Source organism: Paenibacillus odorifer, assembly GCF_000758725.1.
Lineage (GTDB): Bacteria > Bacillota > Bacilli > Paenibacillales > Paenibacillaceae > Paenibacillus_AQ > Paenibacillus_AQ odorifer.
The window spans coordinates 630,391-654,878 of the sequence record NZ_CP009428.1 but is presented as its reverse complement, the minus strand read 5'-3'; the positions used below and the strand labels follow the sequence as shown (position 1 = coordinate 654,878).

Sequence of the window (24,488 nt, the reverse complement as noted above, 5' to 3'; positions counted from 1 at the left end):
CATAAACGCTTACCGTCCCTAGAAGGACGCCAAAGGCGTTTTAGCTTGATTATATGGTTTTGGCCACAGCTGATTTACGTTTCTTGCTTTTATTGTCGATCAGCAGAATTTCGTTCTCGTTCTCCCGCTCGATGCCTATTTCCATATAATCGTCGATTACCGTATTCTCACTAATAATCGCTTTATGAATGCGTACGTTCTTACCAATCTTAACCTTAGGCATAATTACGGAGTCCGTAATCACACTGCCTTCACCTACTTCTACGCCATAAAAAAGAACCGAGTGCTTCACTTCACCATGCACAATGCAGCCTTCATTAATAATGCATCCTGACACTTTCGCCCCAGGTGCGACATATTGGGCAGGTTGATTCGGATTGCGTGTAAATATGCGCCAGCTGGGATCATTTAGATTAAGCGGTGGATTATCGCTCAGTAAATCCATATTCGCTTCCCACAGGCTTGCTACCGTACCAACGTCTCTCCAATACCCTTCAAAAGGGTACGCAAATAAAGAGTTCCCGTCTTCCAGCATCAAAGGAATGATATCTTTACCAAAATCGTGAGATGATCCTATATTCTCTCCGTCCTCCAGTAAATGCTTGCGGAGAATTTCCCATTTAAAGATGTACACACCCATAGAAGCTAGCGTGCTTTTTGGCTGTGCAGGCTTTTCCTCAAATTCGTAAATTTTCAGATCGTCCTCCGTATTTAAGATTCCAAATCGACTTGCTTCCTCCAGCGGAACGTCAATCACAGAAATCGTGCAATCTGCGTTTCTCTCCTTGTGGTATTGCAGCATAGCATGATAATCCATTTTATAAATGTGATCACCGGATAGAATAAGGACATGCTCGGGGTCGAACTGATCTACAAATTTAAGATTTCGATAAATCGCATCGGCTGTTCCCCGATACCAGCTGCTTCCATTCTCACGTTCATGCGGTGGCAATACGAATACTCCACCATTCTTACGGTTCAAATCCCAATCACTGCCTACTCCGATGTAAGAATGTAGTATAAGTGGCTCATACTGTGTCAATACACCGACAGTATCAATACCCGAATTGGAGCAGTTACTTAAAGGAAAGTCGATAATCCGATAAGTGCCCCCAAAATAGACAGCGGGCTTGGCAAGCGATTTGGTTAAACCTTTCAATCTTTTGCCTTGGCCTCCAGCCAATAGCATGGCTACCATTTCTTTTTTCTTCATGGAAAAGCCTCCCTTGACTTATGGGTAATATAAAGTTCAGCAAACCTAGGATGAATGAACAGAATTCCAGAAAGAAGTGAATTAGAAAAGAAATACACCAGAAAGAAATGAGCCTTGATAGGAAGATGACAAAGTTGAAAAAACGAGGAAGGAAATTTTACACGTTCGGATGATCTAACCTAAAATAGGGAGAGCATTCTCCAAAATCAGGAGCCTGAATCAGGAGATTATCCTTATTGTAAAGTGTTCTATATTCTTCGTCAAAACCCTTTATCGCAATTCCGAAAATCCGGAATTTTTAACCCTGTTTGTCATTAAACACGTTAATATTCCTTATAACTAGATTAACCAATTTAAAGCCATGTGAAAGAAATCCACTCATTTATTCTAGAAAAAGAATCCTCCGGTCTTCAGCAAACATTCAACCGGATATGGCATAATGAAGCTATCTATCACCGATTTGGAGGAACCTATGATGAAAGCAGTACAAGGAGTTCGACTTCTGCTCGTAGATGATGAGCCTCATATATTACAGTTCCTGGAGCTGGGTCTCCTTAACGAAGGTTTTGAAGTACGAACCGCGTCGGACGGGCTAAGCGCCATTTCAATTGCAGCTGAATTCAAGCCCCATGTAGCTATCCTGGATGTTATGATGCCGGGTATGGATGGATTCGAGGTATGTCACTATCTGCGCTCGGAAGAGACAGAGGTAGCTGTCATCATGCTTACTGCTAAAGACGAAGTGGATGATCGCGTAAAGGGACTTTCTATTGGTGCTGACGACTATATGGTCAAGCCCTTCAGCTTTGATGAATTACTAGCGCGGATCCAAGCGCGGCTGCGGAATCAGTTTCCGGGGCTGCTAGGCGAGGTCCGCTGCGGTCCTTTCCGAATTGACAGCCGGCGAAAGGAAATTCGCTTCAGGGAGGAAGTACTTGAACTATCCCCTACGGAATACGAGTTATTACAGTATCTCGTTATCAATCACGGCCTTGTACTCAGCAAGCCTATGATTCTTGATAAAGTGTGGGGCTATGATTTTGGCGGTGAGGAAAATATTGTTGAGGTCTATATCCGTTCGCTTCGTGAGAAGCTCGGAGATAAGGAGCACCGTATTATCCGTACCCTGCGGGGCGCAGGCTACCGGGTGGATCTATGAGCACTCCCATCTTCAGATGGCTTCGCAGACTACCTGCACCACGTTCCCTGCGTAAACAGCTGCTTGCCACATCGCTGCTCATTCTATCAGGATTGCTGCTGCTAATTGGAGTCTTACAATATATCCTTATGCGAGATTTTATATACAGCAATAGAGCGGAGTCTATGGAAGCGCAAATACGTTCTGTCCCCCGTGAGATGTTTTTCAACTTTTTTAATTCCTATGACGAGGACACCACAGGTATAAATGACACGAACAACGAGTTTAACAGCAATTTCCCGATGGAAAGAGAAGACATGAATAAAATGCCAAGTGGGCTGCGAACTGGCGAGAACCGGCGTCCGCTTCTGCTTGATGCCCATACAACTCTCGCCATGTACAGCTCGGATGGCACCTTCAGGGATTTACAGCAATTGACCCTCTCAGATATAGCAGCACCCAGGTTGACCAATGAGCAATACGATGCGCTGCTGATTCACACCACAGATAGGGCAACAGGAAATTACAAGCTCATCCAGGCTGAAGACGGCACTGAACATCTAGCCATATTCATGAATCTTTATAGGCCTGGAAATACTAGATTGCTGCTGCAAATGAGTGTGAGCACGGGGCCATTAACGGATGTGATTATGCAGCAGCTGCTGATCTACGCAGGTTTGTCAGTGATTGCTTTATTGACTGGATTATTCCTATACTTGCCGGCCCTGCGAAAGACGTTAGTTCCTCTTTCTAATATGGGAGAATCGGCTGAGATCATTAATGCCGGTAATTTGGACATTCGGTTTCCAGTTGACCAAGGACAGGCCGAGATCGACAAGCTTGCTCATTCATTCAATGGTATGCTCGAACGTCTCGAAATATCCTTTCATAATGAACGGGAGGCCAAGGAGCAGATGCGCAGGTTCGCTGCCGATGCTTCTCACGAGCTTAGAACTCCGCTTACCTCAATACACGGTTTTCTTGAGGTCTTGCTGCGGGGCGCCGCCGATAATAAAGAACAGTTATATAACTCGTTGCGAAGCATGCATGGTGAATCGAAACGGATCAATAAGCTGGTCGAGGATCTGCTACTGCTCGCTCGAATGGATGGAGCTCCACAGCTGCAGATGACTGACCTGATTCTCAGCGAGGTAATTCACGAAATGAAGCCGCATCTGCTTTTGCTCGCAGATCAACGTAAAGTTACTTTTGATATCTCCTATGGCATCCGTGGTAAATATGATCCCTATAAGCTCAAGCAGGTGATTCTGAATCTGTTCCACAATGCAGTTCAGCATACCGATGCCGCGGCAGGCAGCATTCATCTCTCTTTACAAGCCGCAGGAAATCAGGCTCTCTTAAGCGTGCGGGATAATGGCTGCGGAATTCCCACAGAGCATATCCCACATATCTTTGATCGATTCTACCGCAGTGACTCCTCTCGCACACGTAAATACGGCGGATCAGGTTTGGGTCTCTCCATTACAAAATCTATTGTCGAGGCACATCACGGCAAGATTAGTGTAAATAGCACCGTTGGCGAGGGCACAACGTTTACGGTTAGCCTGCCTTGCGAGGAAGGATTAGCCAAGGAAGAGTAACAACCGTTATAATTAAAAGGAACTGGAGCATCGCTCCACAAAACCAAGCGTATGCTTACGTTGCCAGTTTTGCTCCACAAAACCAAGCGTATGCTTTCGTTGCCAGTTTTGCTATGTAGTCCATTCTAAGGAGCATCGCTCCACAAAACTTTTAGGAGGTAAATACATGTACGAAATCGCCGTAATTGGCGCCGGTCCTGCCGGTGCAAGCGCAGCCCTGTTCGCCGCCAAGGCGGGCAAAAAAACGCTGCTGATCGACAACGATAAGGGCATGACCCGCAGAGGTTGGTTTGAGAACTTTTATGGAATTTCCGAAGTAGGTGGTCCTGAGCTGGTCGAAACTGGGCATAAACAAGCCGTTAAATTTGGCGCTGAGCTGGTTTCCGAACAGGCTATCAACCTCACCTCCAGCGGCAATGGTTTTGTCATTGAAACTGAAGATGGAATTATCTATGAAGCAAAACATGTTATTCTTGCCACAGGCGCCCTTACAGATCTAGCTGCCAAAGCTGGCGTAGAGACTAAGGATGGTACAGAGCCAAGAATCAAAACTGTAGTAGCCGTTGATGCTGAAGGCAAAACGAATATCGCAGGTATTTGGGCTGCTGGTACTGTTGCTGGAGTAAGTGTACATGCCATTATTACCGCAGGCGATGGTGCGAAGGTAGCTATTAATGTAATTAGCGAGTTAAATGGCGCTCGTTACGTTGATCATGATGTGTTGAAAGCTTAATCTTCAGTACTCAAATCATAATCCGGAGGATGATTCTTAGGAATCGGTCTTCCGGATTTTTTCGTCACCAAGGAGAACCAAGTTACGAGATTTAAAAATAACTGCACTTGATGCAGCTATTTCAAACAATAACACCCACACGGCTGTTTTAAGTGTATTTTATGCAACTAAAAACAGGCTAAATGAGCATTATAGCTAAGATGTGAAGATATAGATGTATCAAGTGCAACTAAATCGATTTGCAGCTGTCCCCCCATACTTTTAATTGTATAAAGTACACCTATTTGCTCGTCCCTCACCTGCCCGTTGAACACCACACGCAAAAAAACTGCTTCAAAACCTCATGCCACCGCCGAAGCCGATGTTATGATCATTTGAAACAGTTCCTCTCCCTCAACTGTGTATACTCCGATGCAAGGAGTCCACTTCTTCTTCTCTTCCCTTAAGACTAGCAGCCAGCTCCTGCAAATACGGAACCAATAATGGGCGCAAATCCTCCCGCATCAAACCTACCTCCAGCGTGGCCTTAATGTAACCGAATTTATCACCAATATCATAACGCTTGCCGATTAAATCGAGCGCCAGCAATCCTTCATGCCGGCATACCTCGTGCAAAGCATCCGTCAGTTGATATTCACCGCCCGCTCCACGTTCGAGGTTAGCCAGCACTGTGAATATCGAAGGCTCCAAAATATATCGCCCCATAATGGCATACTCTGAAGGAGCTGTTTCAGGCGAGGGCTTCTCTACCAATCCTTTTACTTCATGAACTCCATTTAGTGGGCCGCTGGAGGAGATAATCCCATATTTGTTAACCTCCTGCCGTGGCACATGCTGCACACCGACGATGGTCTGCTCCTCTTGCTCATACAATCTCATCATCTGCAGCAGCGCCGGGTCCTCCGAGACCATGATATCGTCACCAAGCAGAACAGCAAAAGGTTCATCACCGATAAATTGTTCCGCACAAAGGATGGCATGGCCCAGTCCCAGCGGCTCTTTTTGCCTAATGTAATGGATGCTCGCTAGCTCACTGATTAGCTGGACTTCACGAAGTAGATCCTCTTTCCCTTTTTCCAAAAGCGTCTGCTCCAGCTCCACCGATTTATCAAAATGATCTTCAATCGACTTCTTATTACGGCCGGTCACGATGATAATACTTTCAATACCAGACCGAACGGCTTCCTCTACGATATATTGAATCGCTGGTTTATCCACAATGGGCAGCATTTCTTTTGGCTGAGCCTTAGTTGCAGGCAGGAAACGAGTGCCTAAGCCCGCGGCGGGAATGACAGCTTTTCTAATCTTCATCAGGAATCCCTCCCTTGCAGTTTATTTACGGAGATGGGTCACAGGGTGCTCACGAACATTCTTTTGCTGCCCCTTACCTTCATAGAACTCTTGGACAATATAAAGCGGACGTCCCTTAGTTTCATCATAAATCCGGCCGATATACTCACCTAGTATTCCTAGCATAATGAGTACGAAGCCATTAAAGGTCAGCGTAATTCCAATCATCGAAGCCCAGCCCTTAACGACTGAGTCTGTAAAAATTACCAGGTACAATACATACATAAGGTACAGAAAACCAGAAGCCGACAGCAGTGCGCCCAAATATCCTGCCAGCTTCAGCGGCTTATAAGAAAAGGAGGTGATTCCGTCCAAAGAGAGCTTGATCATACGTTTTAGTGGATATTTTGTTTCCCCCGCCAGACGTTCATCCCGTTCATATTCAATCGCCTTCTGACGGAAACCAACCCAGCTGACCAGTCCGCGTACGAAACGGTTTTTCTCCGGTAGACGTTTGAGCTCTTCGCAAACCCTACGATCTATGAGCCGAAAATCACCTGTATCCACAGGGATAGAAATATCGGTTGAATAACGCAGAATTCTATAAAACAGGCTGGCCGTCCACTTTTTGAATAAGGATTCACCGTTTCGCTTCACCCGTTTAGCATATACAACTTCATACCCCTTCTTCCATTCTGCAATCATGTCCAAGATCAATTCAGGCGGGTCTTGCAAATCAGCATCAATAATGACAACTGCATCCCCAAGGGCATAGTCCATTCCGGCAGTAATAGCGATCTGATGTCCAAAGTTACGTGACAAATCGATCAGCTTCACACTCTCATCCCAATAGCTATATTCCTCGATCATCTGGGCACAGTTGTCTGTGCTGCCGTCATTCACGAAGATCAGCTCATATACTTCCTCCGTCATTGCCATCACTTTTTTAATACGACGATACGTTTCCTGAATGACTGCCTCTTCATTAAACATCGGTATAATAATGGAATAGCGCACGTTGATACTCATGAGCAGCTCCTCCTTTAATTTGAATGCTGAAGCGTGCCTGCAAATGTATTAGCACGCTTCGTATCCTAAAACACTGAACTAGTTAACTGTAACTTTGTATAACGTTCCGCTGTTGCCAGCGTCGTTTCCTGCCCAATCCGCTGCTGGAACCTCTGTGCCATTGTCGGTAATCCAAGTAGATAGCGTAGAATTCCCTCCACGTCCACCACCCATACCGCCGCTGCTCAGCAGGAAGTATTTCACCTTGCCACTCTCTACTAACGCCTTTAGGGTATCTGTGGTATACACTGTGTCTGAGTTGGAAAATCCGTTCAGAATAACAACCGATGCCCCCTTATCGATGATATAAGGAGCTGCTGTGCCATAATCCAATACGGCAAACAGATAAGGCTCCCCAGTATTATTTTCCTCCAGATAGGACAGCAGACTCTCATTCGCACTTGTGGCGCTATTACGCCCAAAGTTGCTAGAATTGCCGCCCATTCCTCCTCTGCCCTCACTGCTCCCTGGTCCTGCTTCAGGGGTTTGGCTATTCAGGCCATAAGTAATTGGGGTAGCTGCCCAGTAGAGCGGGCCAATTAACAATACTAGTACAGCGACAATACTTGCCGAGAAAACAAATGGCTTCTGCTTGCCTTTAAGAACGACCAGCACCAAAGAAACAACTATACCGGCAGCCAGAATGCCAATCGACCAGCCCCTGCCAATCGTATCGTCATAAGGATGAATAATGTACCATTGAAAAACTGCTGTAACCAGCGTCGCAACTGGCAATAGCCATGACAGCCAACCAGAGTGCTCGCGATACAGACTCCAGAGCTTTGACCAGCCTGCACCGACCAGCGCGGCTATCGGCGGAGCCATCATCACCAGATAATATTGATGGAAGAATCCCGCAATACTGAAGAATCCCATCACCGGCACCAGCCATGCTAACCAGAATAGAGCTTCTTTATGCCCTTGCGTAAAGTTCCTTCTCCGCAGATTAGCGAATAATCCAATACAACCAAACAATACAAAAGGCAGCATCCAGCTTGCCTGACCTGACAGCTCTGATTGGAACAGGCGCAGTGGACCTGCGGTTCCAGTATTGAACATTCCACCTCCGCCGCCATTCATGCCGCTGCGTTGTCCTTGGCCCCCACCTTCACCACCAAATTGCCGGTTTTGATTATCTGTTCCACCGCCGGGTGGTTGCCCTGGTGAACCTCCATCATCGGCGCCATTTTGACCGTCTGAGGTTGAATTTATGCCTTGCCGACCCGAAAATGCTCCACGTCCGCTATCCGTACCATTTTCAGCATCTGCCCCGTTCATAGCGGGTCTTTCACCGTTCATAGCTGGCATCTCGCCATTCATGTTCGGCATCTCACCACCATTCATTGAAGGCATTCCACCTCCGCCACCTGTCCCCCGATCACCCGTCAATCGCGCGACACCATTATAACCAAAGGCAAGATTGAGCACGGAGTTAGTACCGCTGCTGCCGATATAAGGTCGTTTACTAGCGGGAATCGAATCCACTATCACTGCCCAGGATAACGAGACCACGAGTAATATAGCTGTCGAGGCCGCTAATACTCCAGTTTTTCGCTTCCAGTTCACTTTCGCAGCCAAGACATAAAAGAGATAAAAAGCCGGCAAAACCATATAAGCCTGCAGCATCTTCTCATTAAACCCAACACCGATTAAAGCGAATGCGGCAAGGAGACTGCCCAGCTTATTACTCTTCGTTCCTTTAAATAAAAACCAAACCGCCAACAGTAACGTGAATACTAACAAAGCATCAATGTTATTCGTCCGGCTAACAGCCGCCGCTACTGGAGTTGTTGCCATGGCCAGCGCTGCTAAACGTGCTGCCGCTTTACCAAAGGTAGGTTTAACCAGAAGGTATACGAGCAACACGGAGCCCACGCCCCCAAGCGCCTGAGGCAAAATTACACTCCAGCCATGAAGCCCGAAGATGAGCGCGCTAAGAGTCTGAATCCAAAAGGTGACCGGTGGTTTATCCACCGTGACTGAACCCGCAGAGTCGAGTGAAGCGAAGAAGAAATTATGAAAGTTTTGCAGCATACTTCCCACGGCAGTGGTGTAGTATGTATTCACATAGTGGTCATTCCAAACTCCATAACCGTACAAAAAAGCAGCGAGTATTAAAATGAGCCACAGTATAAGATCCGAGCTTATTTTTCTAGCAAAACTCATCTCCATTTCACTCCTATCCCTTGATCATTCTATATGCCGGCAGTTCTGTAACTCCGGCCCAAGCTTTCCGTAGGTGTATTATTTCATCCATACCTTAACTCTCAATGAGTGCAAGCTGAATGTTTGCTGAATAAATGAGGCTGCCAGAACGCAAAAAAGACCCCACAATGTGGAGCCTTTCGGTACTCTTTTCAATCCAAACTATGTTATTCCATCTTGCCTATGGCAACAAGCTTATTCACCGTGTTCCAGTTGCGTGCGGTAATGGGCATCCCGAGTATTTTGTCAAAAGGGACTTTAAAAAGCGGCGATTGGCTCACACTGACCTCATATAATATATACATCTCTCTGCCGACAAAACGCACCTTATCCGGTCCATTCTCATAAGTGCGCAGTTTATCCAATGCTTCCGCTGAAGGCTCGGCTGGTAAAAAAGTAACATACCATCTTTTGAATTCCTCTGGCTCGGAGAGCTGAAAGGGATCGTTAGCGATCACGTTCTCCATCTCCGCTAAAGTACGGATAATAACAGAGACCTCGAATCCAAAAACCTCATGAATCTGACGTTCAATGACTCCGCTAAGCAGGCTCACCGAACCTTCATCACTCTCAAATACGACATTTCCGCTCTGAATATACGTTCGTACATTTGCAAATCCAAGAGCTTGAAACATCGCCTTCAGGTCCAGCATTTTAATAATTTTGTTCCCGCCGACGTTAATTCCACGCAGCAGCGCTATATAGGTAGTCATAGAATACGCCTCCGTTTTGTGCCATGATCAGCTTACCTCTGCGGCTAAGGTGTGTAGACGTTTACGAACTTCTTTTACCAGCAGCTCCTTCTCTGGAGGCGAAAGCCCCTCCACCAGACGCGCGGCCGCGATCGGCAAAATCCAGCGGTCTACGTCCTCATAAGTGTGTCCTGATAATCTGAGATACTCTTGAATGTATCCCTTAGTTAATCTTTTTCTTATAAAACCTAACATTAATTTGGAGAAGGCAGAAGCTCCCGGAGGCATAGCTCCCAAACTGAACATCACTACGGAACGCGCAGCATCTCCAGCAGGTTCTCCCACTACACCCGTCATCCAGTCGATCACCCAGAGCTGTTCATCCATAAGCACATTGTCGGGATGAAAATCCCCATGACATAAACGAGTGCCTTCCGGCAGCTTCTCCAGATACTTCAAAATGACGGATTTTTCCTCTTCGCTCAGCATAGGGGCAACCATGATCTGACTTTTCAGCATATCCTTTTGCTGGCCGATTTCCTCTGTAGTTTCAAGCTTATGCAAATCACAATGAAGCCCCGCCATCAGCCTGGCATATTGGGTAACTTTCCAAGGCTTCTCACCCATCACCTTTAGTAAAGAGGGACCCTGAATTTGTTGAAAAACGATACCTTGTCGATTCTGTTCAGTAATAAGCTCAAAAGGCTGAGGGGTCCGAACACCCCGCGCATGTACAAACCGGCTGATTTTATATTCCCGGCTGACGTGTTGCTCTGCTATATCCTCCCGGTACAATTTAAGAATCCTCTGATCGTCATGTTGCCAGATCTCCGCTGTTCTGCCTTCCCCAACAAGCTTCGCCTTCATTCGGTATCCTCCATTTAGTCCAGATTAATGCGGGTAAAATGCTCAACTACCGGAAATGGGTCGTAGTAATGGTGAAGGAGTGCTTTCCATTCCTGATATTGGCTGGATTCTCTAAAACCAACAGTGTGGTCTTCAAGCGTTCTCCACTTCACCAGCAACAGATACTTATGATCATCCTCCAAGCAATGTTGTAATTCATGGCCCATATAACCCTCTATCGAGGAGATTAAACTTGACGCCTCCTTGAAGCTTTGCTCAAATTCAGTAGTCAAACCAGGCTTTACTTGCAGCATCGCAGCTTCCAAAATCACAATCATCATCTCCTAAAGTTATGTATTTAAAGCATCCCGGAAAAACTCATGATAGAAATTAATGATGACCAACAGTATAGCTAGTGACTCATTGACACTGCCTACCTCCAGCGAATGATTAGCATCATCGATTCTATACACCTTCAAATGATTCAGCCCACTAATTTCACCGGAATGTTCTTGACCAAATAAGGGGTCACTGCCGCCATAGATTACAGTACCACGACTCCGCTGAATCAGCGGCACCGCCTCAGGCAACGGGGTGATATATAGATGAGACGTCTTCTTCTGTATTTCTAGCTCTTCAGCTATTCTACCTGCAATAACAGCGCCCATGCTTTTACTTATAAAAAGAAATCTCTTATAATCCGGAAGAGAAGCGATCACAGCTTTACATTCCTCAATGATAATACTCATTTCTTCACGTTTGAAATCCACCCTTGCACTCTGGTAACCATATTCTAAAAGCAGAACATCACAATTATGCTCCCGGGCAGCTTTAGCCGCATAATCTAGCAGAGAGCGATCAGCTGAATAATTTTTACCCGGAAAAATAACAGCCAGCGCTTTGGACCCTTGGGTGATATATTTATGTTTAACCTCTCTACCCCAATAAGAGGACATAATGATATTGCTAACGTTCATACATGTTTCCCCTCTTCTACTCCTTAGACGGATTTAAAATGTTTAAAGAAATCTATCGTTTCTTGCAAATCTGCCTCATCTTTATAGATACTCATTATTCGCCCAATTTCAAGCGCAAAGTCTACATATCCATTCGGTTTAGCGGTAATGATTGTTCCATCGACAAAGACGTTAGATACCCCAGATTCATTGTCCACATAAACCTTACCATCCAGTACTCCGGCAGCCTTAAGAATGGATACCCCACCGCAAATGCCCGCGATGACTTTTCCTGCTCGATTCAGGCTTCTGATTAAATCTAATAGAGCCTCCTGCCCTATTAAATTATCTGTTTCCCCACCAGGGATAATCAATAAATCTATGGTGCTAACGTCCACATTTTCAACCAATACTGATGGATTCACAGAAAAACCCTCGCAGGAGATTAACGCCTTATCTTCCAAGCTTAAGGTATAGACCTCGCCCTTTGTTTTCATAAAATAAGCTGCCAATGTAACCTCAAACTGCACAAAGCTATCATATATAAGAATATATGTATTCAATGATAGATCAGCTCCCCTGTTCTCAATAAAAAAGTAAACTCTATCTATGTATCTATCATTATAGCATCATCGCCTTCTCCTGAAACTTACGGACTCAGAGGACGCTATTTGCACATTTCCCGCGGCTTTAAAAGCGTAAATGTGATCAAATAAAACGAAATAAAAAAAGACACGGGCAACCAGCCACTTTAAGGCTTACGAGACACCTGTATCCTCCTATTAGAGCTATTGCTGCAACTGCGGCGCTAGCTGTTTATTTTTACGCCGGCTCACAACAATTTCAGCGCAAATCCATAACATCAGTGGAATAATCACCTGAAAAGGAAAGGCGTATATTTTATAAATATGGTAAGAAAAATAGTACATTTCCATAATATCCTTGTACACAAAATCCGCAAAATAGATCATGAGTAGTCCCATCTGAAGCACAACAGAGCGGTAACTCTTGAGCTTGAGTACTTTTGCTATCCCACTACTCGCTACATACAGACATAAACTTGTCTTGATAAAAGTAGTGATTACAAAAGCAACTGCCGATGAACCTTCAATTCGGGTCAGAAAATCACCTACATTAATACGGCCAGCAGACACATAAGCGGGAAAATATAAACTGGATAGAACTTCAGGACCCAGCATCAACAGGTTACGCAAAGTAGCCATAATGATAATCACCCCTGAAATTACTAGACTACCAAATAATATCTTCCGTATTGAGCTCTTGTCCGATAAATTACTGAATGCTCCCAGAAATATTACAATCTCCGCAAATGGAAAAGAAAAAGTACCCAGAGTGTCGCTTAATAAAGGCTGCCAGCCTTTGTCCAACAGAGGAAGTAAATGATGATATTCCAGTCTGGAAAAGGCGAGTGTTATCAGTACTAAATTAACAAATACAGCAAACAGCAACAGGAGCTTAGCGCTTCTCCCCATCACTTCAATCCCCGCCTTAACCACCCAAACACACAATAGTCCCAGACATATCATAGGTGCTAACATAGGGGTATCCGTTAAGGTAATTGTGCGACTGAATTCTCCAAAGTTTCTAATAATTAGTGCCCCCAAATGAAAGGAATACCATATATAGAGAGTGGAGATGATTCGACCCAGGATTCCGCCAAACACGGTAATCAACATATCAAATAGATCCTTACCCGGTAATAGGACGTGGAGTCTGGCATATATCAGCAAAAGTGGGGCAACCAGCACCATAGCTAACAATACGGCGATCCAGTTACTGTTACCGGATTGTCCCGGTACGCCCATAAATATTGAAGTCCCCATAATAAATAAGACAGCAATACTAATAGCATGCCCTGTTGATATGATCTCTTTATTCATACTCTATTCTCCCTTTAGGCTAATACCTAGAATAGCTTCTTGATCCAATACACAAGGAATGGTGACGGACTAGGAATCGACCATCTCATTGCCAATGCAAAGGCAATACAGAATGAAATTAGACATAATGCAGAAGAAACATAAAAATCCCGCTTCATCCCCTGCTTCCACAGACCATAAGGATCAATTAAAACAATTACTACATAGATAAACATGACCACCACAACCAATATTATCACCTATTTTTGATGAATCTTGATAGACCTTGTCGTTTGTGCACTGTTCTCAATAATCACCTTGGAATTCACTACTACTTCTACGTTGGAAAATTCTTTCACCCAGTTTTTCTCGATTTTCTCCCAGGTCCGCGGCATTTTCTCATGAAGGAGCTCTCCAAACCCAAAAATATCTGCATGGTAATCCTTCTGAACCTTATGAATAACTGAGAAAATCTGCTCTTCTAGTTCTTTTTCAGCCCACCTTTCTATCGTCTTCTTGCTGTCCAGACTATTGAATTCGCCCGAAGATTTGACCTCGTCCAATCCGGCATGTGTCAGTGTATTAAGTTTTATTTGGAGCTTACCATTTACCCATACAGGTTTTATTTTTGTGCGATTGGATAAAATCTCGAGCGAAAAGTTAGGCTCTCCACTTTCATCCTTTACGATTAACACACCTCCCTGGATTTGATTGTTGGCAAACAGCATGTATTTCGTTTCTTCGCCACTGATCATACCGATCATTTTATCCATTTTGAATATAGCTGTTCCGCTAACTCGTGCATTCTTCATCTTATTTTGTTCATGGACATAAATTAACGGAGCGATAGCATATTCTCCAGAAGCCTCAAGCTTGTCAATGAAGTCCCAGATTTCCACAACAGGCGCTGTGCTGACATTCTTCTCAGTTCTCATCTGCTGTGCAAGTGCGTAAGACATAATACTCTCAGTTGAACTACTTAGGCTTATGATTTCTTGAGCCGGTTTGTCTTTAGCGACAAAGATATACACATCTGATCGGGTTTCCGTATCCCTGTTGTACCAATCAATTACTTTGGTGACTCCCTCCCTTGCAATCTCCTCACTGAGGATAATCGCCTTAGAATGGCTCCAAAATAACTTTTTTCCAGTAATCGAGATCATCCCCCGCACAATATCAAACATGGTCTCGCCCGCGAGCGTAATCATTTTGAAACCAGCCTGACTTGATTTCAACCCTTCCTTCGTATCTACAATTTCTGTCGTTACCAATAACTGACCGTCTTTTTTTCCCTTATCAATTGCGACCCCAGCAACAATCGACATATCGTCAATTTCAAAGTAGTTCCAGCAGCCTGTATTGCAGATCAGAAGCATCATGGATATAACAATCAGAAGTATCCTTTTCAGCTTGCTCATGGTCTTCTCCTTACTTTATTGGAGCCTTTTCTCCTCATATTTCGTGCCCCAATCAACGCCGGACGCAGATACATATGCCACCACGGTGCCCTGATCGCTGTATCTTTAATGTCCTGAGGACGGATAGAGCCTACTTCAAGCATGTATGGAACCCCAAAGCTGCGCAAACTCATCAAATGTACTACTAAACCAAGCATTCCAAGAAAATATCCGTATATCCCCAGGAAAAAACTCGCACCCAGCAGCAATGTTCTTACGATAATTAAAGGACCGGTCAACCTAGGATTAAGTAGCGTCATGATCCCTGTTAAACCGACTACAATAATCATTGGAGCACTCACTATTCTGGCCTCCACTGCCGCTTGTCCTAACACGAGAGCGCCTACGATACTGATAGCCTGCCCTATATAGGTAGGTATCCGCTCGCCCGCCTCTCTTAATATTTCAAAAATAGTTAACATGAATAGCGCCTCTACTATTGTAGGAAAAGGGACTGCTACTCTTGCTGTAGAAATACTGAGCAACAACATGGTGGGGATCATTTCCTGGCTATAGGTAACTAAAGCTACGTAAAGAGCAGGAATACTGATCGACAAAAAAGCTCCAAAAACTCTTAACATTCGATTGAACGAACCAAAATAAAAGTTAATGTAATAATCCGAGCTGGCTTGAAAATTCTCTACAAATAGATAGGGAACGGTCATTGCAAACGGGCTGCCTTCTATAAGCACGGCAACTCTGCCCTCCATCATGTTACTGACTACGGCATCCGGGCGCTCTGTACTTCCTGTCATCTCAAAGGGCGAATAGGGTTCGTCTCTAATTAATTCCGCCAGAGATGCCGTGTCCAGAATAAGATCTATGTCAATCTGTTCAATTCGATTCTGTAATTCTTTGAGAATAGCCGGTGATGCCAAGCTCTCCATATAACAGATACATATCGGTGTTTTGGAACGTGTTCCCAGTGAACTAAAAACAAACTTTAACTCGGAGTCTTGCACCCTGCGACGAATAAGAGTGAGATTCACTAACAGTGATTCCGTAAATCCTTCCCTTGGACCTTTGACACTTTTTTCGGTCACCGGTTCCGCAAGAGCTTTCGTCTCCCAACCCTGTGCCCCAATGTTCAGAACACCCGCAAAGCCGTCTATCAGCAGTAAGGTCTTGCCAGCTATAATCGAATAAATCATTTCATCAAAATCTTCAGAGGCGACCACATCACTAATGCTAATGACCTGCGTCCGGATGTTCTCCATCAGCTCGGCTTTATTGTCACAATTCTTTTTGGTAAAATCAAAAGCCATAACAGGCTTAATAATCCCTTCCTGGATCAAATGCTTGTCAACCATTCCGTCAACATAGACTAACCCAAAGCGAAGACTATCAGTAAACATGTTGCTAAACACTCTGATTCTAAGCGTTTCATCGTCCTTGAATATGTTTCGAAACAAAGTCATCATTTCATCCAGTGACGTACTCAGAGTCTGCTCAGATTTTGTGTTTTTTTGAGACGTATTGCTGTTTCCACCTGCTGGCCGTTCCTCCACAGTAGTCACTCCTGTCAGAATTAGGTTTCCTAGAAATTATCCCCCGTCTCTCCAAATCCTATCCGCCAAAATTATACTGAAAAGGGATCAACAAGAAAGAAACGAGACTACTCCATACGCCGGGTTCGGCAGGTAAGTAACCCAATCAGCCCTTGGGGTCATGCCAATAGTGACTCACCGGGTACATCTTCAGGCGCTTCGGCTCAGGCACGTAACACCGAGTACATCCTCAGACGCTTATGGACTCAGGCACGATAACACCGCATATATCCTCAGACGCTTTCGGCTCAGGCACGTAACACCGCATACATCCTCAGACGCTTATGGACTCAGGCACGATAACACCAAATACATCCTCAGGCGCTTACGGACTCAGGAGGCGTTATTTGCTCATTTATCGCCTTTTTGGCATAGTTTCGGACTCCAGTGCAGCTATCTCATCAAAAGTGGCTCAAACCGGGCGTTTTTCATGCCAATAGCGACTCTGAGGACCGATAGCACGCCAAAAGTCCATAAATGCAACGTTTAGGGGCTACTGGGTCCGTTACCGCCGAATCACACTCATCCCTTGGGGTTTACGGACCTCGCACAATAACACCAAATACATCCTCAGGCGCTTACGGATCTAGGACGATAACACCGAATACATCCACAGGCACTTAAGGACTCAGGAGGCGTTATTTGCTCATTTATTGCCTTTTGCGAACAGTTTCGGACTCCAGTGCAGCTATCTCATCAAAAGTGGCTCAAACCGGGCGTTTTTCATGCCAATAGTGACTATGGGGTCCGATAGTACGCCAAAAGTCGATAAATGCTACGTTTAGGGGCTACTGGGTCCGTTAGCGCCAAAACACCCTCTCCCCGGGGAGCTTACGGACCTAGCACAATAACACCGAACACATCCTCAGACACTTACGGACTTAGCCGCGATAACACCACTTGCATCCTCAGGCACTTACGGACTCAGGAGGCGTTATTTGCTCATTTATCTCCTTTTTGGCACATTTTCGGACTCCAGTGCAGCTATTTTATCAAAAGAGGCTCATATTGGGCGTTTTTCATGCCAATAGCTACTATGGAGTCCGATAGCAAGCCAAAAGTCGATAAATGCTGTGTTTAGCGGCTACTGGGTCCGTTAGCGATCTCTTGCGTGCAAATGACATACCATGAAGCAAAGTTTGTTTTAAGAGCATGGGGGATACGAGCATGTGATTAGGTGTTTTTGAGTTGTCAGCTCTGAGATAGCAACTTCGATCTAGACGTTTGAGGCTGGTATCTCTATGCTAGCAACTTTGAGTTAGGCCTTAGGGGTTGCCAGCTTGTTCTATGCGTTTGGCACTGGCATCTCTGAGCCAGCAACTTTGAGTTAGGCGTTTGGGGCTGGCACCTTTGAGCTAGCAGCTTTGAACTAATAAAGCTGGCGTTCGGGACATACGGTCAGCAGCAAAAAAACACAGGTACCCCACCAGTCATTGGCATGACTAGGACACCTGTGTTTTTTATTGCTGCACGATTATTGAAGCTGCTCAAACAGGCGGAAGATCACTGTCGCTGCTTGCGCTCTTGTAGCCTTACCGTTTGGCCCAAATTGGTTGGATGTCATACCGTTAATAATTCCACTAATACGCATCGCTTCTACAGCTTTGGCTGCATCCGCAGACAACTGATTCACATCAGAGAATGCTTCACCAGAAGCCTTTGTTCCGGCAGTCAATGGGATATTAATCGTCTGAGCCAAACGATAAATCATGACTGCCATTTCCTGACGAGTAATCTCCTCGCTTGCACCAAAGTTGTCATCCGCTTTGCCTTTAACAATGCCGAGCTTTTGAGCGCTCGCAATCGGACTGGCATACCATGCCCCATCCTTAACGTCTGTAAATGTGCTTACAGCCGTCTCATCTAGTAAATCAAAAGCGTTCATCAATATTTTGATGAATTCTGCACGGGTTACATTTCCATTTGGATTAAAGTGTTCAGCATCCATCCCTTCGATTGCACCTCGTGCTGCGAGTGCTTCAATGCTGTTTAACGCCCAATTAGCTGTAGCGATATCTTTGAATGAAACATTCGAGTGAACCACTACATAACTGCCAAGCTGCGGCAAAGTTAACTCAAGCATCTGTGTTCCTGTATTAAATCTTCCGTTCTTAACGATCTCTAGTTGCTGATTACTGTTCAAGTAATAAACCACTACTTTATGAGCTTTCTCACCAGACTTCAGCGTATAAGGAAGTGCCAGCTTGACCCCCGATGTCTTCAGAACATCACTCGGAATAACCACACCGTCTACGCTAAGACTGATGTCTTTAATTGTACCAGCATTCAACTGACTGCTTACAGACAGTGGCAATCCGGATACATCTCCAGTGCCCACAATAAGCTTAAGTTTGCCGTTCTTAGCATCTGTGTAAGTCTTCAAGAAACTTTCCGGCAGCATTATGCTTGCTGTTCCTGTATCAATCTTGAGGGATTTAACATTTCCCGCTGCTGCCAGTGACTGCAGTGGCAGCTCAATTACAATTTGTTTCGCGTTTCCGGCAGGATTCACGACAATGGACAGAATACCATCCTTTGCATCTTTAGCTGCCTTTTCAACATCTGCGGCAGTGAGTTCAGCCAATGCTTTTCCATCTGCTCCGATGACCGTCTGGACCACGATTTTACCACTGCTTACAGCAGGGGCTATCGCAGACGCGCTAGGAGACGGTTTGGCCGTAGCTACCGGCACATAAGTACCCGGTGCCTCTGTTGGTTTTGGTGTTGACGTTGGCGTTGGTGTCGCTGTCGGTACAGGTGTTGATGTTGGCGTAGGTGTTGGCGTAGCTTCTGAAAGCAACTTCAGGCCCGCAACCGCCGCATTAAGCTGACTTAATGCCTCATCAATGTCTGCCTGAGTGGCAGTCCCACTCTCCAGCAATATCACTGCTCGTGCTACTTCTTTCTCAAGAGTATTCCAGCTCTCCTCTACATAAAGGCTCTTATCCAAAGCTTCTATTGCTCTAAGCTTCTCTTCCAAAGGTGCCGTTATGAGAGGCGGATTTACAGAAACCAATGTTAAGGTATACGTTCTGGTCGTTGTTTTATCCAGTGCTGTCACAATGACCTTGTAACCCGTTTGGATTTCTCCCGCAATAGTAATGCTATCGGGTTCGTACACAGCGAAGGTAACCCCTACCGGAACAGTAAGTCCTTCCTTCAGCTCATCAAGCGTAGTCGTATCCGGTAAAATAATTTCTTTGGCTACCTGATCAATAGATCCGCCCGGAATTGTGATTCCGCTGATCGTTGCATCATGAGCTTCGACAGGCTGTAAGGCTTCAAAGGCATTTTTCAAATTGGAATATGCCACATTAATATCACCATCGGTAGCACCGTCATTTGCATAAGTGGCTTTAGCAGCCTCTAGTGCAATGCGTAGTGCCTCCCATTGCTCAAGCGTTCCGGTATAATTCTCTTCATTTACCGAAGGATCTTCCGCTGTATCAATGGCTGCTTTAAGTTTAGATTTATCGTACCTCACACTGATGCGGCAGCTGGCAGCAATATCGGTGCCCGCCACTTTACCAAATATAGTGAAGTCTGTAGCAATGGTGAGTTTGTTAAGGGGAATTTCCTCCCATACCACACTTGCCAAGCCTGTCGTTTTATCGGCGTAAGTTACTGTAACCTTAGCTGGAAGCGTAGGCACGACGTTAACTGTCGTACTCACCGCAATCTGTTCAATGCTCACAATCGCACCATGGTCGCCGGGAGCAGGAACTTCTCCTTCTGGCTTAGACGAAATAGCCCGCCATTCCTTAACGCCTGTCCAAATACTGGTGGACTGCTTATTAAGAATCAAACGGAGTTTATCCGTCTTCACCTCGTCAAAGGTTATCTCGTTAAATGCATTTCTTGCTTTGCCTTTCTCGCTCAAGCCCGTTACCGGTACATATTTTCCAGCATCCTTATCCCAATATTCGAAGTTGTAATCTCCCGGTACCTGCACACCGCCTTCATCATCATAGAAGTACACGGAGCTGCCTGACAAAGTCACGGGCTCTTTCCAGGTCAGTTGCAGCCAGTGGCTTTCACCGGGACCGCCCCAGTTCCCATACTGAGTTTCTGCTTCGCTATTGTAAATACTTGCTGAAGTATAAGGGATATAACCATCATTAATGCCATACACAGACTCCCATGCCGAAGTGTATGAGGCACTAGGGGCAGCCAAAAGGGCAGCATTTCTGTATCTAAGGTTATCCACCGCCATCCGCATTTGATCCGTTGCCACCTTGATCTCTTCCAGCGTATATTCTCCCTGAGCCAGCAATGCCTTGGCAGCAGTCAGCGCAGCTTGCAGCTCTTGCCATGTTGCCGCAGTAAAATCATCCTTGTTCCGGACAAGTCTGCCGGAATCCCGATCCGCAAACTTCGCGATCATCTCTGTCAGTTCCGCAGTAGCTACAAATACGGTGACTGGAACCTTCACGACAGTTTCCAGTTCTCCATCGCTGACAGTCAGGCGGTATTCGTATTCACCAGTCGTCTTAAAGGTGGCTTGCAGCATGGCTTTATCAAGCCCTGTCTCCTCTACTTCTCCTTCACCTGAAATCTTCTCCCAGGTATAAGTCAGCTTGCCACTTGGCAACCCATCATCAACGATCTGCGGCATAATCGTCAGAGGAACATTTTGCTCAACCTTCAATGGTGTTTCTAGATAAACCTTTGGTGCCTGATTGGCAGCCGCCTTAACCTCCAGATTATTATTGTAGATCTGAATCTCCTTGATGGCGGTCGCAAGTTCCAGCGGATGCGTCACATGAATGCGAATCGCTGCAGTGTTAACCTTTTGGAACTCCACATTGTTATAGTTGGAAGCAATATATTCCGGATAGCGGAATTGTCCCTCCACTGGTTTCCAGCTTCCATCAGCATCCTGATATTCGACACCAAATGTCTGTGGTGTACCATAACCGTTCAGAAGCCGGTCATTATAGAAATAGACTTTTACATTGTCCACAGCCTGGACTCCATCAAATTTGAACGTAACCGTATCGACAGAATTCGGAGAACCGCCGAATAAAGCTGTGTTTGACGTATGATTAATTGATGCGATTGTCGAATTGTCCGCCAGGTTGCGGATATTCGAACCGCTCTTGATATAAGTCGATTCAACAGTAGTGCCTGAAGCAACAGCCAGATTCGTACCGTTATTAACAATATCAACGCCTGCTTTATTAAACATGTCGACAGTCTTCTCATTGCTGGCTAAGGATGTTTGATCTGCCGCAGCAAGCGTCGTAGCACTGCCTTTTTCATATAACACCTGTGTCTTCGAGTTGTCGCCAACGGCCCCAGTTACATCCCCTGAAGGTTTTTCCACCTTGCCAGTAGCTGTATCATAAATCAGATGGGACATTTCGTTAGTTGTCATTACGAGTTCGTCATTAATGAAGAGCGAATAACCTACTGGAATACCTTGATAATGAGGATTGTCACTATACTTAGCAGGATCCTGCCATACGATAGATAAGTTAGCATCATGGTAACGCACGTTATCTACAGCAAAATAGTCATAATCGACATTAATCGGCCATAGCTCGATCTTGTCATCTGTCCGTGGCTGAATACCCGCCATATCTTCAACTACAGTGTAATTCATCATGCCAAGCGTATCGTGGTGAATCCATGCCCGTACCATATCTCCGCTAGGGTTAGGAGGATTGTCTTTTGTCCATGGTGTGCCGAAGAAGTAATCCTCCAGCCAGAAAAATTCATTAGAGTCCAGGTGGTCCGTATTGCCCGGTTCCACTGTATGCAACCAAGCGCCCCAATCAAACAGTGTTTTGTAAACGTCACTATTGATGTTATCTATAGGATAATAGCGCAGAGAGGCACGAACGGTATTAATATAGTTGCCGAAGTTACACCATGCGAACTGGTCTGTACCGAAGGCATCCGTCTTGCCATTCTTGAAATCTTCTACCCGCTTCATAATGCTGTTCTGATCCGCTGTAAAGAAAGGAAAGATCGGATAATAATTCGGATCTGCGTAATCAGACAACTGAGATAAATATTTCGCCTCATATCCTTCTTCACCTTCAGTTGGTACTACACCAAAGTTAAAGACAAACATGTTATTATCCCGCCAAGGGTTGAATACATCGGTACCGCCCACAACTTTTTTGTGCAAAAAGCTGCCGGTACCATTCGTATCCGCCACACCGTCACCATCAAAGTCAGCCTTGTCGTACCACATCTCATTCAGAATTGAATTCTTAATATTCTGCGCCACAGTGTTCATTTTAGCTGCACCCGCAGTATCTCCAAGCTGCTCGTACATCTTCGCTGTTGCCACTGCATTGGCGTAGGTAGTAGAAGAACCATCCAGGCGGGCATAGTTACCACTGCCATTCCAGTGCATGGATACGGTATCTCCGTCATTACCTGTAATCGGACCATGGTTATAATAAACAAGATTTGGATTAGTGCCTTTAAAATGTTCAAGTGTGCCGGTAACATCAGTCGCAGAAAAATCAGCAAACTTCTTCAATATTTCCTGACCACCACCGTAAATCTTGTAAGCGTCCCAGCCTACTTGCGACGTGTTCTGCATCATATCCCAGGTCCAGATGTTAGGACGTCCGGGATTATTTTTATAATTCTTATTCTCGGAATATTCCCCTTGAGCCAGCCAGGTTCCATACAAGTAGGAAGGATCACGCAGCCATTTCAGATCCTGCATCGCCCAAGGTACACTGACCGTAATCCCGTTGTTGTAGCCGAGAACGCCCTCCATGTTCATTGGGAACTGCCAGTCATTGCCCGGAATGTTGGCATCCAGCAAATTAAAGCGGTTACACCACCAACGATAATAAAGTACCTTCTTCACATTCTCATCGGGAACATCGATATATGGAATGTTCTCTGCCCACCACTCGTTGTACTCCCGCACCTGTGCAGAGAAGGCTGTGTCATTGCTGTCAGCAGCCTTAAAGCTCTCATAATGCAGCTTTGAGCCCGGTATTTCATCCGCGAGCCAACCCATGACTACCTTTTGGTCAACGGAGCCACCAGCGGGCACTGTAATCTCTCTAACCAGTTCATTTCCGGAAGGACTCATGCCGTTTCCGCTCAGATGAACATCCACGTAGGACATCGCTTCAACTACCTTTTGCCCGGCTTTGCCTATCATTAGCGGAGCAGCCACTCTGTAACCCACCAGCTCATCACCCTCAGCCGCTGAGACGAAAGGTGATTTAACCTTCATCGTCAACGTTATATCACTGGCCGTAGGATTCTTCAATTGAAGCAGCGTTACAGCACTGTTATAGCTGGAAATAAATTTCCGCTGGTTAATCTCCAGGCCTCCGCTTGTGTAGGTCTGATTCTCATGACTCGGGTAGTTCTTCCGCACATTTTTCTGTTCCGCCAAGTCTCCTGTAGAAAGGGTGATGTTATACATCGTGTCCTTGTTCAAAGTATCCGCGTAATGCACCGTTCCCACAAAACCCAGCTTGGTATTATCCTGAGTCTTCATGTACAAAGCGCTTCCCCGGCTGAACAGAGTATTGGCGCTAACTTCATCGTTGACATCATCCGGAATGACACCTTCGTTAACAAGCAAGGCATCAAGCCAAGGCAAATCGGAATTATCTTTTGCAAAAGCCTCAAAATCAAAAGCTTCAATCGCCTGCATCATTTCTCCGACGGTGACATCGCTGAAATTAACGCCTTCCTTAACAATAGAATTATCCTTCCACTTCGCCTGCCCGTAATCGGTGCCTACGCCTTCATGATAGAAATCAGTCGTGTAGTTAGCCGATACGGGAACAATCCCTGCATTTAATACAACAGCCGCACATAATGCCGCTACAGAAGCTCTTCTGGGCCATTTATGACTTGTCATTTGGATGAAT

17 protein-coding genes are annotated in these 24,488 nt (G+C 45.4%); 3 read left to right on the top strand and 14 right to left on the bottom strand.

Going from position 1 to position 24,488, the window contains the following annotated elements:
- Nucleotides 1-49: 49 nt before the first annotated feature.
- On the bottom strand, nucleotides 50-1,213 hold the full coding sequence (locus tag PODO_RS02850; RefSeq protein WP_038568594.1) for a glucose-1-phosphate adenylyltransferase: 1,164 nt from the start codon (nucleotides 1,211-1,213) through the stop codon (nucleotides 50-52).
- Between the two features lie 475 nt (nucleotides 1,214-1,688).
- Here PODO_RS02850 and PODO_RS02845 point away from each other — a divergent pair, with 475 nt between their 5' ends.
- The 3 genes from PODO_RS02845 (at nucleotide 1,689) to PODO_RS02835 (ending at nucleotide 4,685) form a co-directional block, all read left to right on the top strand.
- Nucleotides 1,689-2,372, top strand: a complete 684-nt coding sequence (locus tag PODO_RS02845; protein ID WP_038568592.1) for a response regulator transcription factor — start codon at nucleotides 1,689-1,691, stop codon at nucleotides 2,370-2,372.
- Complete coding sequence (locus PODO_RS02840) at nucleotides 2,369-3,952, top strand: sensor histidine kinase (RefSeq protein ID WP_038568591.1); 1,584 nt, start codon at nucleotides 2,369-2,371, stop codon at nucleotides 3,950-3,952. The genes PODO_RS02845 and PODO_RS02840 overlap by 4 nt, the downstream gene beginning before the upstream one ends.
- A 166-nt stretch (nucleotides 3,953-4,118) precedes the next feature.
- On the top strand, nucleotides 4,119-4,685 hold the full coding sequence (locus PODO_RS02835) for an FAD-dependent oxidoreductase (RefSeq protein ID WP_036676776.1): 567 nt from the start codon (nucleotides 4,119-4,121) through the stop codon (nucleotides 4,683-4,685).
- 393 nt (nucleotides 4,686-5,078) lie between these two features.
- Here the strand turns inward: PODO_RS02835 and galU are convergent, their stop codons facing one another.
- The 13 genes from galU to PODO_RS02775 form a co-directional block, all read right to left on the bottom strand.
- A complete protein-coding gene (gene galU, locus PODO_RS02830) occupies nucleotides 5,079-5,999 on the bottom strand; it encodes a UTP--glucose-1-phosphate uridylyltransferase GalU (protein WP_218641946.1) in 921 nt (306 codons plus the stop codon).
- Nucleotides 6,000-6,017: 18 nt separating this feature from the next.
- Complete coding sequence (locus tag PODO_RS02825) at nucleotides 6,018-7,004, bottom strand: glycosyltransferase family 2 protein (RefSeq protein ID WP_036676773.1); 987 nt, start codon at nucleotides 7,002-7,004, stop codon at nucleotides 6,018-6,020.
- Between the two features lie 78 nt (nucleotides 7,005-7,082).
- A complete protein-coding gene (locus PODO_RS02820; protein ID WP_038568586.1) occupies nucleotides 7,083-9,209 on the bottom strand; it encodes a glycosyltransferase family 39 protein in 2,127 nt (708 codons plus the stop codon).
- Between the two features lie 206 nt (nucleotides 9,210-9,415).
- Nucleotides 9,416-9,961: a DUF1697 domain-containing protein gene (locus PODO_RS02815; RefSeq protein WP_036676770.1), complete on the bottom strand. Its 546-nt coding sequence runs from the start codon at nucleotides 9,959-9,961 to the stop codon at nucleotides 9,416-9,418.
- A 27-nt stretch (nucleotides 9,962-9,988) separates the two neighbouring features.
- Nucleotides 9,989-10,807, bottom strand: coding sequence for a phosphotransferase family protein (locus PODO_RS02810; RefSeq protein ID WP_038568584.1), 819 nt, complete (start codon nucleotides 10,805-10,807; stop codon nucleotides 9,989-9,991).
- Between the two features lie 14 nt (nucleotides 10,808-10,821).
- Nucleotides 10,822-11,118 carry an antibiotic biosynthesis monooxygenase family protein gene (locus PODO_RS02805; RefSeq protein ID WP_036676767.1) on the bottom strand — a complete coding sequence of 99 codons (297 nt, stop codon included), beginning with the start codon at nucleotides 11,116-11,118 and terminating at the stop codon, nucleotides 10,822-10,824.
- A gap of 18 nt (nucleotides 11,119-11,136) precedes the next feature.
- Nucleotides 11,137-11,763, bottom strand: coding sequence for a BTB/POZ domain-containing protein (locus PODO_RS02800; RefSeq protein ID WP_036676765.1), 627 nt, complete (start codon nucleotides 11,761-11,763; stop codon nucleotides 11,137-11,139).
- Between the two features lie 23 nt (nucleotides 11,764-11,786).
- Nucleotides 11,787-12,305 carry a DJ-1/PfpI family protein gene (locus tag PODO_RS02795; protein WP_038568581.1) on the bottom strand — a complete coding sequence of 173 codons (519 nt, stop codon included), beginning with the start codon at nucleotides 12,303-12,305 and terminating at the stop codon, nucleotides 11,787-11,789.
- Nucleotides 12,306-12,530: 225 nt separating this feature from the next.
- Nucleotides 12,531-13,643 carry a GerAB/ArcD/ProY family transporter gene (locus PODO_RS02790; RefSeq protein ID WP_038568579.1) on the bottom strand — a complete coding sequence of 371 codons (1,113 nt, stop codon included), beginning with the start codon at nucleotides 13,641-13,643 and terminating at the stop codon, nucleotides 12,531-12,533.
- Nucleotides 13,644-13,669: 26 nt separating this feature from the next.
- Complete coding sequence (locus tag PODO_RS31650; protein ID WP_141118560.1) at nucleotides 13,670-13,882, bottom strand: hypothetical protein; 213 nt, start codon at nucleotides 13,880-13,882, stop codon at nucleotides 13,670-13,672.
- Entirely contained in the window at nucleotides 13,883-15,040 is a 1,158-nt protein-coding gene (locus PODO_RS02785; protein ID WP_036676759.1) for a Ger(x)C family spore germination protein, read from the bottom strand. It abuts the gene before it with no gap.
- Nucleotides 15,037-16,587 carry a spore germination protein gene (locus PODO_RS02780; protein ID WP_218641692.1) on the bottom strand — a complete coding sequence of 517 codons (1,551 nt, stop codon included), beginning with the start codon at nucleotides 16,585-16,587 and terminating at the stop codon, nucleotides 15,037-15,039. Before PODO_RS02780 ends, PODO_RS02785 begins: the two co-directional genes overlap by 4 nt.
- A gap of 1,513 nt (nucleotides 16,588-18,100) precedes the next feature.
- Entirely contained in the window at nucleotides 18,101-24,478 is a 6,378-nt protein-coding gene (locus tag PODO_RS02775) for an S-layer homology domain-containing protein (RefSeq protein ID WP_038568575.1), read from the bottom strand.
- Between the last annotated feature and the right edge of the window lie 10 nt (nucleotides 24,479-24,488).